This is a genomic window from Bacillus sp. MM09(2025) (genome assembly GCF_050496725.1).
In the GTDB taxonomy this organism is placed as follows: domain Bacteria; phylum Bacillota; class Bacilli; order Bacillales; family Bacillaceae; genus Bacillus; species Bacillus pumilus.
Map to the genome: position 1 here is coordinate 999,205 of NZ_JBNWEN010000004.1, position 12,570 is coordinate 1,011,774.

Here is a 12,570-nt window from a genome sequence, read left to right on the forward strand (position 1 = left end):
CAGATTCCCCTATCCCTGAAATTTTTTCATTTTGCCCTCTAGCCATGCAGGTGCTAGGAGACTGATATCCTGCTTTTCTTCACTCATATAATGTTGAATGGTTTTTAATCTTTGATTTTCATATGCTTGTTTCCCCTCAGCCAGCGACAGCATCTCTTCTGCTTTCTCCTTCGGGACAATCACTACTCCATCATCATCTGCAACGACCAAGTCACCTGGTGATACTTTGACCCCTCCACACGAGATGATTTCATTCAATTCACCAGGGCCATCCTTAAAAGGTCCATTCGGCGTGAATCCCTTACTATAGATTGGAAAAGCAAATTCCTCTAAAGCGACTTTATCGCGGACAAGACCGTCGATCACGATTCCTTCTATTCCAACAGCCTTTGCTGCACCTGCCATCAATTCTCCTAAATATGCGTGACCCCTATGATCTTTCCCATCAACGATGAGTACATCGCCTACTTGCGCAGAATAAATCGCTTGGTGAAGAAACAGATTATCTCCTGGCCGTAAGCTCACGGTAAAAGCTGTGCCGACTACATTCATGCCTCTCGCAACTGGTTTGATTTGATGATCCATCGCGCCGGTGCATCCCATCACGTCTGACAGCAAGGTCGAGTTAAGCTTTTTTGCCCTAGCTATGAGATCATTTGACACAAAATGAACAGTACTCATTGTTTCCATCATCCCCTTCGAGTTATATTCATTACATTTAATTCATTTAGAGTAATATATATTACTTTCGTGATATGATCATACCACCTCATTTTTAAATAGTAAAGCGCTTTCAAAAAAATAAAAAAATGAGTTCCACACGACTAATGTGTTGTGTGATAACTCATTTTCTTTAACATATGATTGATTTGGTCTAAACGTGGTTTGGTTCTTTCAGGATCATCCATCGCTAATGCACTTAAGATGAAATCGACGATAAAGATAGCCGATACGACAGAGTTATGAGAGCCTACACTTGCTGAGGAACATGGTAATACATATTGTGCATATTTGGTTAGTGGAGAGCTGTAACTGTCTGTAATTAAAAGGACTTCCACCCCATAAGACTTCGCTGCTTCCATCAAATCCTTCATACGCTTTGCATAGCGCGGATAGCTGACAGCTATAATGAAATCACCCGAGTTGAAATGAACCAAATCATCCACCCAGTCACTTTGATCTGCATCAATATACTGGCAATTCCCCAATAGCCGATTGATTCCTAACGACATGTATTCGCCAACAGGTCTTCCACTTCGGACACTTGTACACAAAACGTGGCGTGCGCTAGCTATTTTCCCAACAATTTGCTGAAAGGTTTCTTCCGTGATATTGTCCAATGCGTACTGGATATTTTGAAATTGCAGTTCTACATGGTTATGCAGGAGCTTACTCTTATTTGAATGCTTGAGATTCGCTTCAAGTCTCGTTTGAGGGTCGGCTTTATGCTTCATAGCTGATTGGAGCTCTTTTTGAAACTCCGAAAACCCGGAATATCCCACGGCAGCAGAGAATCGCATGATAGTTGCTGTACTCGTCCCGACTTTTGACGCTAATTTATCAACAGTTAAAAAAGCGACCTCCATTGGATGTTGTACGATATAATCTGCAATTCTCCTCTGTGCATCGGTTAAAAAAGCGACCTTATGCTGAAGCTTATGTATTAAATCCTCCATTATAGCACCCGCCCATCCTATCGGCTTTATCTACGATCAGATTGTTTTTTCCTCTCTATATTGTACACATTTGTCCAAAATAAAAAAACAGCCAGCACGAATATCGCGCTGACTGCTTTAGCCGAGATGCTAGTTTATCGTGCTTGAGCTGCTGTGATAAGCGCAAGGTTGTAAACGTCTTCGGCATTACAACCTCTTGAAAGGTCGTTTACTGGTTGATTTAAGCCTTGCAAGATTGGACCTACAGCTTCAAAGTTACCTAAGCGCTGTGCAATTTTGTAGCCGATGTTTCCAGCTTCTAGGCTAGGGAAAACAAATACGCTAGCATCGCCTTTAATGACGGAATCTGGTGCTTTTTTCGCTGCTACTGAAGGAACGAAAGCTGCATCGAATTGGAATTCTCCATCAAGTACAAGCTCAGGTGCCTTTTCTTTTGCAATACGAACTGCTTCAGATACTTTTTCTGTTTCGTCTGATTTTGCTGAGCCTTTTGTAGAGAAGCTAAGCATTGCCACACGTGGTTCGATGTCGAACATTTTGGCTGTGTTAGCACTTTCAATTGCAATTTCAGCTAGATCTTGGCTGTCTGGTGCAATGTTGATTGCACAATCAGCAAACACATATTGCTCTTCGCCGCGAGCCATGATGAAGACGCCAGATGTTTTCTTTACGCCTTCTTTTGTTTTAATGATTTGAAGTGCTGGGCGTACTGTGTCAGCAGTTGAATGTGCTGCACCGCTCACAAGTCCGTCTGCAAGACCTTTGTACACAAGCATCGTACCGAAGTAGTTTTCATCTAGTAATGCTTTTCTTGCTTGCTCTTCGGTTGCTTTGCCTTTACGTCTTTCTACGAAAGCTTGTACAAGCTCTTCAAAACCTTCATATGTATGAGGATCATACACGTCAACACCATCAAGTGTAAGACCTAATTCTTTTGCTTTTGCTTCAACTTCTTGTGTTTTACCTACAACAATTGGCTGCAAGACTTTGCCATCTGCTAGTTTTTGAACGGCTGTTAGAATGCGTTCGTCCATTCCCTCAGGAAAAACGATCTTTACTCCTTTACCTGCAACCTTTTCCTGAACTGTTGAAAAAATATCTGCCACTTATATACCCTCCTTGATTTTACAAAAAAAGCGTTCTCTTTTAAGCATACTCTTCTTCTACATAAATTCAAACTACCAACTTACATTATAGCGCTTACATATTAAATTCTTATTTTTCAAACTAATTAAATCAATTTCCATAAAGCTGACTTCGTCGTTCAAGTTTTGATCACATCTTCATTTGGACAAACTATGTTATAGTTGGAACAGATGGAAAACTGTTAATAGGAGTGAAAGAAATGAGCGAACAACATACAACCAATGAAGCAGCTCAAACGCTAGACGGCTGGTATGCACTGCATGATTTTAGAACCTTTGACTGGACAGCTTGGAAGCTGCTGACAAGTGATGAGCGCCAAGCGATTCTTCATGAATTCACAGGTCTATTAGAAAAATGGAAAACAGCTGAGCACGATAAGGCTGGAAGCCAAACAATCTATAGTATTGTCGGCCAAAAAGCAGATATTATGCTCATGATTTTGCGTCCAACCATGGAAGAACTGGGTGAAATTGAACTTGAATTCAACAAGACACGACTAGCAGAGTTTACGATCCCAGCTTATTCGTACGTTTCAGTTGTTGAACTCAGCAACTACTTAGCAGGAGGCGGAGATGGCGGAGATCCTTACGAGAACCCGCATGTACGTGCACGTCTATACCCAGAGCTCCCTGCTTCTCAATACGTATGCTTCTATCCAATGGATAAAAGACGTTCCGGCAACGACAACTGGTATATGCTCTCTATGGATGAGCGTAAATCTCTTATGAGAAGCCACGGCTTAATTGGCCGCAGTTATGCCGGAAAAGTAAAGCAGATCATTACAGGCTCCGTCGGTTTTGATGATTATGAGTGGGGCGTCACTCTTTTCTCTGACGATGTGCTTCAATTCAAAAAATTGGTTTATGAAATGCGCTTTGATGAAGTCAGTGCACGCTACGGCGAATTTGGTTCCTTCTTTGTCGGAAACCGCTTAGCAAACGAGCAGCTGGCGTCTTATTTTCATGTATGATAAACTCTTAAGGCTTCGGATCTTTCCGAAGCCTTTTTATGTATTTTTTTAGAAAGGTGATCACATCATGAAAAACTTCCCCATCGCTATTTTTGCTTTAACGATCGGTGCGTTTTCGATTGGTATGACTGAATTTGTCATTATGGGACTTTTGCCAAACGTTGCTAACGACCTTCATGTATCTATCTCTGCTTCAGGGCAGCTGATTACTGGATATGCACTTGGTGTGGCAGTTGGCGGACCTATTTTAACGTTATCGACTGGAAAAATGTCGAGGAAACATCTTCTCATTTTATTAATGATCCTGTTCGTGGCGGGAAATGCTGTTGCTGCTGTATCAACCTCTTATGGCCTATTAATGGTTGCACGTATTTTGACATCATTTGCTCACGGGACCTTCTTTGGCGTCGGAGCGATCATGGCGGCACGGCTTGTGCCTAAGGAGAAAAGTGCAAGTGCGATCAGCTTCATGTTTACAGGACTGACGGTCGCCAACGTACTGGGTGTGCCGTTCGGTACCTTCATTGGAAATCAATTCGGCTGGCGTATGTCGTTTCTCGTCATTGCTGTCATTGGGCTCATTTCCTTAATCGGTATCATCAGCTTAGTACCCAATCAATCGAAGGAAGAAGTACTGGATATTCGAAATGAAGTGTCTGTTTTGAAAAAGCCACAAGTACTCGTCTCCTTTGCAATGACGATCTTTGGTTTTGCAGGTGTGTTTACCGCCTTTACGTATATCAGCCCGATCCTGCTGCAAGTGACTGGTTTTCAAGAGAATGGGGTGACGCTCATCCTTGTTCTCTTCGGACTTGGGGTCACCATCGGGAATTTAGTTGGCGGAAAGCTTGCCGACTGGAAGCTGATGCCGAGTATTATCGTGTCCTTGATCCTGCTGATGGCTGTCCTGTTATTGTTTACTATCACTTCCGAATTCAAAGTGCCTGCTGTGCTGACCATTTTTGTGTGGGGAATCATTTCATTTATTCTTGTTCCTACCTTTCAATACCGCACGATGAACATGGCACATGAAGCACCGACACTCGCATCAACGCTCAGCCATTCTGCCTTTAATATCGGGAATGCCGGCGGTGCTGCGCTGGGCGGCCTTGCCATCCAGCTTACACATTTACAGCTTGTACCGTTATTTGCTGCAGCTGTAACTTTCATTGGACTCATCATTACGATCATCAGCTATCAGTCAGACAGACGAACAAAAAGGACCTGAGTCAGGTCCTTTTTTATTTCATCACGGTCATTTCTGGCTCTTCTATTTGTTTCACACGTTCCTGAATTGGGTGGGAAAAGGAGTGCTCGGATAAGACGATATGAGATACGGTTTTTGTAAACCCAGACACTGCCTGAATAAAGGCTTCAATTTCTTCAAGGGAAGCGACTGACAGCTTAATGAAAAAGCATGACTGTCCTGCCACTCGATAAGCAAAAAATGCGCGTGGGTGCTGATTCATAAAAGCCACAAAACGCTGATACTCCCCGTTTAGCACTGTGACTTCCAGTAAGCAGTCAATCATAAGCCCTAATTTTTTATAGTTGACCTGAACCGAATACCCTTCGATAACCCCTGCATCCTCTAATTTACGCACTCTTTCTGCTACCGCAGGGGCGGATAAATTGACTCGTTTGGACAACTCCCTCATAGATAAGCGAGCATCTTTTTTCAATTCATTTAAAATATGCACATCAACATCGGTGATTTTCATTCGTACCTCTCCTATCCAAAAATCGTTCCATTTGAAAAGTATTTTATGATAATACTTATGATGCGAAATGTAAAATAAAACTAAATAATGGTAGAATTTATTTTAACGGAATTGAATGAAAAAGCAAGTATGGAGGGATCACTTGATGAAAGAATCTTTAGACAGCCAGGCTTCTAAAACATTTCCCATCACACTTGCCATCGCGCTGACACTTGGCGTCTTTGCGGCGGGATCGGAAGAACTGGTGATTTCACCACTGCTGCCTGATTTATCAAACTCCTTTCAGCACTCTCTTGATATTCTCGCCCTTTCCATCAGCATTTATGGGTTAGCAGTGCTTATTGGAGCCCCGCTGCTTGTTCCTTTAGGGGACCGGTATTCAAGGGAGCTATGTCTGATCATCGGGCTTTCTTTCTTTTTGATTGGGACCGTGATGTGTGCGGCTGCCCCGAATTTGGCGGTGTTTTTTGCCGGTCGTGCTCTTTCTGGGCTGGCGACCGGTGTATTTGTGCCAACAGCCTATGCGCTTGTAGGCGACCGGGTTCCTTATGAATATCGAGGCAAAGTGATGGGGCTCATTGTGTCGAGCTGGTCTCTTTCTCTTGTCCTCGGTGTACCAATTGGCGCCTTCATCGGTCAGAGTTTAAACTGGCGATGGACCTTTTGGATTTTCTCCATTATGAGTCTCATTGTCCTGCTGCTCGTCATTCTTGAATCTCGTAAACAAACCGCCACAGCGAATACAGGAACACCTCAAGCTAGGGAGAAAGCTGACTCTTTATGGGGAGCTTTGAAAATTGATCGTGTCCCCGCCTATTTGACCGTGACTTTTTGTAATATGCTAGGATTTTATGGCATGTACTCGTTTTTAGGAGCGTATCTGCAAAGTTTATTTTCTGGAGGGCAATCGACTGCAGGACTACTGATCATGGCTTACGGCGTCGGCTTTTCCATGAGTGTATTTACAGGGAAATTAGCAGACTGGTTTGGCAAAACTCGTTCTCTTTTCTTTGTGCTGGGCGGCATTACGCTCGTTCTCGCCTTACTTCCTTATGCTCCTTTCTCATGGACATTGCTGATTTTTGCCCTATTTATTTGGGGTGCCATGCAAAGTTTATCCGTCACGCTTTTGAGCACTGTTCTAAGTGACTGCTCCCAAACCCACCGAGGAAAAGTGATGGCTTTTTACAGTCTTGCGTCCAACCTTGCCGTTATGCTTGGTTCCGCTCTTATGGGGCCTGTCTATGTCCATTTCGGCTATCATACGGTAGGGCTTCTATGTGCGCTCATTACGCTCGTTGGTTTTCTTGTTAGTTTCGCCAGCTATAAACGTGAACGAACCTTACAGCAGAAACATAAAAACACATTTGAAACGTAAGCTCCATTCACTGCACATCTAGGTATGTGCAGTTTTTTAGATCAATTTTTAATATCATCATAAAATACATTTTTTATAAATTTTGTTGACAATTTACAAATATATTTTTTATAATCTAGTAAAAATTTGAAAAAGATTGGATGGTAAACATGATCTTAAAGAATGATGTTTTTCATTTCAAAGAAGAGCCCATCGTTTCACCTAAGATGTTTACAGTCAATACACTAGGCCCTAAGGGGACAAGCAGTGAATACGCAGCAAAACATTTCATCTCTCATTCCACCACTACACTCGGCACTCATACGAAACTATCCCTTTACGACACGTTCGAAACTTGCATTGAACATACTCTCTCTCACGCACTCCAATACACTCTCGTTCCACACGCATACGAAGGAATCAAACACTTCTACATGAGACCTGACCTGCAGCTCTTACAAATTTTCAGATGTGACACACCCATGTATGGTTTGGCTGTCAGACCAGATTTTCCATTTCATGAACAAATGCTCCACCATTTAAAAATTGTCTCTCATCCTGCACCTGTCAATTTAATTCAATATTTCATTCACCAAAATGCTGAATTTGAGCTGGTCAATTCAACAAGTACTGCCGCACAAAAAGTAAGAGACGGCGAATTTGATTTCGCTTTAACCAATGAGGTAGCCAGAGCCACATATGGCCTCACCTTCGTTCGAACGTTTAAAAGCATCCCTATGAGCTGGTCCATATTCGGAAAAGGAGAGATATAATATGCAAACTGAACAAAAGACGCAAGAACGATATTTTCCACAAGCCAAAAAAATAGAATGGGAGAATGGTGTCACACAATATTCCACGGTCAGAGGTGATACGGAAGTGTTAATCTCATACGTCCCTCCTCACACGATCATTGAACCTCACGAGCATCCCGAAGCACAAATCGGCATCGTATTAAAAGGCGAGCTTCAAATGACAGTCGGTCCATCAATCCAATTACTCACCCCTTTAGAATCAGCGTATATCGCACCACCTTTTGTCCCTCACGGCGCTTCTAACCTGACAGATGAAGAAGTGATTGCTATTGATATTAAGAGATTAAAAGATGGCGAGGAATATACGGCGCCTCCTACTTATTTCTTAGACATTTTCAAAACACGGGATTTACTCCCTGGCATGGAAGTGACCTTTTTTGTTGAGGACTGGATGGAGCTCATGATTGCCAACATTCCTGGAAATGGCGGAGAAATGCCTTTTCATAAACACCGCAATGAACAAATCGGCATTTGCATCAGCGGAGGTTATGATATGACCATTGAAGGCTTTACAGAGAAAATGGAATTTGGTACTACCTACTTCTGTGAACCTAAGGAAGACCACGGGGCGATAAATCCAAAGCCGGAAGCCTCAAAGTCTATTAATCTCTTCTTCCCTCCCCGCTATAATCGGTTGAAGCCAAAAGCGTCTAAGGTGAAGAAATGAACCTTGCCGGAAAAGTCGTCTTGATTACAGGAGGTGCATCGGGGATTGGGCTTGCCGCAGTCAAGCTTTTCCTTGAGCACGGAGCAAAAGTCGCAGTGGCTGACATCAATGAAAAAAGCGGAAAACACCTCGTCGAATCATTGGCGCACGAGCATCTTGCGTTTTTCAAAACAGATATTACGAATGAGTCTGACTGTCAAATAACCGTTCAGTCTGTGCTGAACCAGTTTGGGACAATCGATGTGCTGATTAACAATGCAGGAATTGAAATTGTCTCTCCCGTTCACGAGATGACACTGGAGGATTGGAATCACATTGTGCAGGTCAACCTGACGGGTGTATTTCTCATGAGTAAGCATGCTTTGCCGCATATGCTTGAGAAGAAAAGCGGAAGTATTATTAATACCGGATCTGTCGGAGGGCTTGTCGGCTGGCCTGACATTCCTGCCTATAATGCAACAAAGGGCGGTGTCATCCAGCTGACCAAATCGATGGCGGTCGACTATGCCGCCCATCAAATCAGGGTGAACTGTATCGCCCCAGGCATTATTGATACGCCATTAAATGAAAAATCCTTTTTAGACAATCATTCAGAAAGTCTTGAGGTTGTCAAAAAGGAAAAAGCAAAGGTGAATCCATTACTTCGTCTCGGAAAACCCGAAGAAATTGCGGGCGTCATGCTGTTTCTCGCCTCTGATCTATCCAGCTATATGACTGGAAGTGTTGTCACAGCAGATGGCGGTTACACCGCTAGATAAAAAGGAGTGCTTTCATTGAGTAAAAAAACCGTTCTTGTCATTGCTGATCTGGGAGGATGCCCGCCCCATATGTTTTATGAAAGCGTGGCTGCATCGTATCATATCGTTTCTTATATCCCGAGACCCTTTGCGATTACAAAGGGACACGCTAAGCTAATCGAAAAATACTCTATTGCGGTCATCAAAGATCGAGATTATTTTGATACAAACCCTTCTTTTGAACACCCAGATTCGATTTACTGGGCACATGATGATTATCTGAAATCAGAGGAAGAGGTGGTGGATGACCTCGTTCGCGTCGCTTCCTTTTTCAAAGCGGATGCGATCACCACCAATAATGAATTATTCATAGCACCAATGGCAAAAGCCGCTGAGCGACTTGGGCTGCGCGGCGCCGGGGTAAAGGCAGCTGAATTAGCGCGTGATAAAAGCCAAATGAGGGCTGCATTCAACGCGGCTGGGGTCAAAGCAGTAAAAACTCAGCCTGTCACGACTTTAGCTGATTTTCAGCAAGCCATTGAGCATATCGGCACACCGCTTATTTTAAAGCCTACATATTTAGCAAGCTCCATTGGCGTGACCCTTTTTCATGACCGAGCCGGCAGTGATGATCTCTTTTTACACGTACAATCCTATTTGCAAACCATTCCCGTTCCAAACGCTGTGACGTATGAAGCACCCTTTGTCGCTGAAACATACTTGGAGGGCACTTATGAGGATTGGTATCAAGACGACGGCTATTCTGATTATGTCAGTGTAGAAGGATTAGTTGTTGAGGGTGAATATATCCCTTTTGTCATTCATGATAAGACCCCTCAAATTGGCTTTACAGAAACGGCTCATATCACTCCGTCGATCCTAGACAATGAAGCTCAGCACATCATCATTGAGGCAGCAAGAAAAGCAAATGAGGGGTTAGGACTTGAAAACTGTGCCACTCATACAGAGATCAAGCTGATGAAACATCGGGAAACCGGACTGATCGAATCAGCAGCTAGATTTGCTGGCTGGAATATGATTCCGAATATCAAAAAGGTCTTTGGGGTAGATATGGCCAAGCTGCTGATTGATGTATTGGTCGATGGAAAAAAAGCTGATTTGCCAAAAGAACTGCTTTCTGGACATACGCATTATGTAGCAGACTGTCATTTATACCCTCAGCATTTCAAAGAGAGCGGACACATTCCGCCTGAGGCCGCACACATCACCATTGATCATGTGCATATTCCGCAGGACACTTTAGTTGGGGATACTGTCATCATCAGCGAATCCGTCCCACCTAAAGGAACCTTTGTAGATCTATCTTTATTTGAAGCATTTAATGGCATCGTGTCTCTTGAATTAAAAGGGTCCTCTTCTCAAGATGTTGCCGCCTCCATCCGCAACATTCAAAAGCAGGCATCCATTCAGTTAATGGATGAATTAGTGAAGGGATAAGAAAGAGAGGATGTCGTGGTGAAAATCTTACCTTCTAACATGATTGAACGGCTGCCAGAACAAAAATTTGGAACCGTATTTGAGAAAATTGCGCATAAAACAAAACACGGAGCGAACATCATTAACCTTGGTCAGGGAAACCCCGATCTTCCTACTCCTGCGCATATTGTGAGTGCCCTTCAAGAAGCAGCAGGCACTTTGCAATTTCAGCAATATGCACCTTTTAGAGGCTTTGACTTTTTCAAGCAAGCCATTACGGATTTCTACAGAAAGGAATTCGCCATTGAGGTTGACCCGAAGAAGGAAATTGCCCTTTTCAATGGAGGAAAAACAGGCCTTTATGTGATGAGTCAGTGCCTGCTTGATCCAGGGGACATTGCCCTCGTCCCCGATCCTGGATACCCAGAATATCATTCAGGTATCTTGATGGCAGATGCAAAGCCATACTGCATCCGGCTAGAAGAGGAAAATGGCTATTTGCCGAATTTCTCATCAATTGATCCAGACGTGTTAAAAAAGGCAAAGGTCCTTTTCTTAAATTATCCGAATAACCCAACAGGTGCTGTAGCAAATGAGGCTTTTTTTGAAGAGACTGCGGCATTTGCCTCTACTCACGGACTCCATGTGATTCATGATTTTGCTTATGGTTCATTTCATTATGAGCAAAAACCAGTGAGCTTTCTAAAGGCTCCTCTTGGAAAAAACGTAGGCGTGGAATTATATTCTTTATCCAAAACATTCAATATGGCAGGATGGAGAGTCGCTTTTGCTGTAGGCAATGAGGACATCATTCATGCCATTAACGCTTTCCAAGATCATGTGTTTGTCAGTATGTATGGTGGATTTCAGCATGCCGCCACCGTCGCTTTACAAAGTGATGACTGTCATATTCAATCTTTGAAAGAGGTCTACCTTGAACGAATAAATTTCTTCATCCGTCAAGCGGAGAAGCAGCTTGGCTGGACCATTGAACGTCCAGCCGGCGCCTTTTATTTGTGGGCACCGATCCCTGATGATTTCGAGGATTCTCATGCATTTGCCGACTATTTACTCGAGCATGCAGATGTCGTCGTGACGCCTGGGGGTGTGTTTGGAACACACGGAAGACGTCATGTCCGCATCTCAATGGTGACGCCAATTGAACAGCTTGCCCTTTTTATCGATCGGCTGCACATACTGCCGATTCGGTTTCATCAAAAAACCCGCATATAGCGGGTTTTTCATATCTATATACTTTTCATCGAACCACCATCGACAGATATTTGCTGTCCAGTGACATAGGAGGCTTCCTCTGATGTGATAAATGCCGCCAATGAAGCCATTTCACTCGCTGAACCTACTCTTTGCATCGGGATTGCTGACGCAACAGCCTGTACAGCTTCTTCGCGTGATAATGACTGCTCACGCATCATGTTTTCGATAAATTGTTCATACCGATCTGTAGCAATAAATCCTGGGTTTAAACAATTCACTGTGATCCCAGAAGGCGCAAGCTGTGTGGCTGCATTTTTACTAGCATTGATGATCGCTGCATTCATCATACTGTTCGTAAACATTTGATGACCAGGTTCCTTCCAAAGGTTCCCGACAATTTGAATGATTCGGCCATATTCATGCCTTTTCATCATTGCTGCCGCGCGTTTCATCATATCAATATACGCAAGAGCTTTCTGAGAAAATGCTGCCAGCATCTGCTCGCTTTCACATGAATCAAAAGTATCTGGCTTCCCTCCTGGAATGTTGTTAATCAACACATCCAGTCTGCCAAACTCTTTATCTATTGCCGCAAAGGCCTCAGCCCGCACTCCTTCATGCGACATATCGCCACAGAAAAGAGACACCGGTTCCTTTGTTTCTGCCATACGTTCAATGTGCTGCCGCGCATCTTCTAGTGAGGATTGATTTCTAGAATTGATGATGACCTTTACATGATCCTGGGCGGCAAGCTTTATGGCGATTGCCTTTCCAATCCCTGTACTTGCCCCTGTTACAAATGCAACTCTTTTAGACAAACTCATCCACA

13 protein-coding genes are annotated in these 12,570 nt (G+C 43.4%); 8 read left to right on the top strand and 5 right to left on the bottom strand.

From position 1 onward, the window contains the following. Positions 1 to 9: 9 nt before the first annotated feature. The 3 genes from ACQYAC_RS11485 to pta all read right to left on the bottom strand — a co-directional run bounded on the left by ACQYAC_RS11485 (position 10) and on the right by pta (position 2,782). A complete protein-coding gene (locus ACQYAC_RS11485; protein ID WP_429943318.1) occupies positions 10 to 681 on the bottom strand; it encodes an RraA family protein in 672 nt (223 codons plus the stop codon). Positions 682 to 824: 143 nt separating this feature from the next. Beyond that, entirely contained in the window at positions 825 to 1,676 is an 852-nt protein-coding gene (locus ACQYAC_RS11490; RefSeq protein WP_429943319.1) for a MurR/RpiR family transcriptional regulator, read from the bottom strand. 134 nt (positions 1,677 to 1,810) lie between these two features. Continuing rightward, a complete protein-coding gene (gene pta / locus ACQYAC_RS11495) occupies positions 1,811 to 2,782 on the bottom strand; it encodes a phosphate acetyltransferase (RefSeq protein WP_061409912.1) in 972 nt (323 codons plus the stop codon). Positions 2,783 to 3,021: 239 nt separating this feature from the next. On the opposite strand from pta, the gene hemQ reads away from it, so the two are divergent. Together hemQ and ACQYAC_RS11505 are read left to right on the top strand one after the other, a co-directional pair. Beyond that, positions 3,022 to 3,792 carry a hydrogen peroxide-dependent heme synthase gene (gene hemQ, locus ACQYAC_RS11500; protein WP_058013426.1) on the top strand — a complete coding sequence of 257 codons (771 nt, stop codon included), beginning with the start codon at positions 3,022 to 3,024 and terminating at the stop codon, positions 3,790 to 3,792. A gap of 67 nt (positions 3,793 to 3,859) precedes the next feature. Beyond that, the gene (locus tag ACQYAC_RS11505) at positions 3,860 to 5,020 is read left to right on the top strand and encodes an MFS transporter (protein WP_429943320.1); all 1,161 of its coding nucleotides are present in this window, start codon (positions 3,860 to 3,862) and stop codon (positions 5,018 to 5,020) included. Between the two features lie 13 nt (positions 5,021 to 5,033). On the opposite strand, the gene ACQYAC_RS11510 is transcribed toward ACQYAC_RS11505, so the two are convergent. Then, positions 5,034 to 5,513, bottom strand: a complete 480-nt coding sequence (locus ACQYAC_RS11510) for an Lrp/AsnC family transcriptional regulator (protein ID WP_058013424.1) — start codon at positions 5,511 to 5,513, stop codon at positions 5,034 to 5,036. Between the two features lie 145 nt (positions 5,514 to 5,658). Between ACQYAC_RS11510 and ACQYAC_RS11515 the strand changes: the two genes are divergently transcribed. The 6 genes from ACQYAC_RS11515 to ACQYAC_RS11540 all read left to right on the top strand — a co-directional run bounded on the left by ACQYAC_RS11515 (position 5,659) and on the right by ACQYAC_RS11540 (position 11,759). Further along, a complete protein-coding gene (locus ACQYAC_RS11515) occupies positions 5,659 to 6,891 on the top strand; it encodes an MFS transporter (RefSeq protein WP_429943321.1) in 1,233 nt (410 codons plus the stop codon). A 149-nt stretch (positions 6,892 to 7,040) separates the two neighbouring features. Then, a complete protein-coding gene (locus ACQYAC_RS11520; RefSeq protein ID WP_058013422.1) occupies positions 7,041 to 7,643 on the top strand; it encodes a bacilysin biosynthesis protein BacA in 603 nt (200 codons plus the stop codon). A gap of 1 nt (position 7,644) precedes the next feature. Then, positions 7,645 to 8,352 (top strand): cupin domain-containing protein, encoded by a 708-nt coding sequence (locus ACQYAC_RS11525; RefSeq protein ID WP_058013421.1) that lies wholly within the window; start codon positions 7,645 to 7,647, stop codon positions 8,350 to 8,352. Further along, the gene (locus ACQYAC_RS11530) at positions 8,349 to 9,110 is read left to right on the top strand and encodes an SDR family NAD(P)-dependent oxidoreductase (protein ID WP_429943322.1); all 762 of its coding nucleotides are present in this window, start codon (positions 8,349 to 8,351) and stop codon (positions 9,108 to 9,110) included. The genes ACQYAC_RS11525 and ACQYAC_RS11530 overlap by 4 nt, the downstream gene beginning before the upstream one ends. A 15-nt stretch (positions 9,111 to 9,125) precedes the next feature. Then, positions 9,126 to 10,547: an ATP-grasp domain-containing protein gene (locus ACQYAC_RS11535; RefSeq protein ID WP_323639636.1), complete on the top strand. Its 1,422-nt coding sequence runs from the start codon at positions 9,126 to 9,128 to the stop codon at positions 10,545 to 10,547. Between the two features lie 15 nt (positions 10,548 to 10,562). Next, entirely contained in the window at positions 10,563 to 11,759 is a 1,197-nt protein-coding gene (locus ACQYAC_RS11540) for a pyridoxal phosphate-dependent aminotransferase (protein ID WP_429943323.1), read from the top strand. Positions 11,760 to 11,773: 14 nt separating this feature from the next. On the opposite strand, the gene ACQYAC_RS11545 is transcribed toward ACQYAC_RS11540, so the two are convergent. Beyond that, the gene (locus tag ACQYAC_RS11545) at positions 11,774 to 12,565 is read right to left on the bottom strand and encodes an SDR family oxidoreductase (protein ID WP_325064640.1); all 792 of its coding nucleotides are present in this window, start codon (positions 12,563 to 12,565) and stop codon (positions 11,774 to 11,776) included. Between the last annotated feature and the right edge of the window lie 5 nt (positions 12,566 to 12,570).

Excerpts from the sequence above, each read along its gene's own strand:
- ACQYAC_RS11485 (WP_429943318.1), bottom strand. The coding sequence starts at position 681 with ATGAGTACTGTTCATTTTGTGTCAAATGATCTCATAGCTAGGGCAAAA.
- ACQYAC_RS11490 (WP_429943319.1), bottom strand. The coding sequence starts at position 1,676 with ATGGAGGATTTAATACATAAGCTTCAGCATAAGGTCGCTTTTTTAACC.
- hemQ (WP_058013426.1), top strand. The coding sequence starts at position 3,022 with ATGAGCGAACAACATACAACCAATGAAGCAGCTCAAACGCTAGACGGC.
- ACQYAC_RS11505 (WP_429943320.1), top strand. The coding sequence starts at position 3,860 with ATGAAAAACTTCCCCATCGCTATTTTTGCTTTAACGATCGGTGCGTTT.
- ACQYAC_RS11510 (WP_058013424.1), bottom strand. The coding sequence starts at position 5,513 with ATGAAAATCACCGATGTTGATGTGCATATTTTAAATGAATTGAAAAAA.
- ACQYAC_RS11515 (WP_429943321.1), top strand. The coding sequence starts at position 5,659 with ATGAAAGAATCTTTAGACAGCCAGGCTTCTAAAACATTTCCCATCACA.
- ACQYAC_RS11520 (WP_058013422.1), top strand. The coding sequence starts at position 7,041 with ATGATCTTAAAGAATGATGTTTTTCATTTCAAAGAAGAGCCCATCGTT.
- ACQYAC_RS11525 (WP_058013421.1), top strand. The coding sequence starts at position 7,645 with ATGCAAACTGAACAAAAGACGCAAGAACGATATTTTCCACAAGCCAAA.
- ACQYAC_RS11530 (WP_429943322.1), top strand. The coding sequence starts at position 8,349 with ATGAACCTTGCCGGAAAAGTCGTCTTGATTACAGGAGGTGCATCGGGG.
- ACQYAC_RS11545 (WP_325064640.1), bottom strand. The coding sequence starts at position 12,565 with ATGAGTTTGTCTAAAAGAGTTGCATTTGTAACAGGGGCAAGTACAGGG.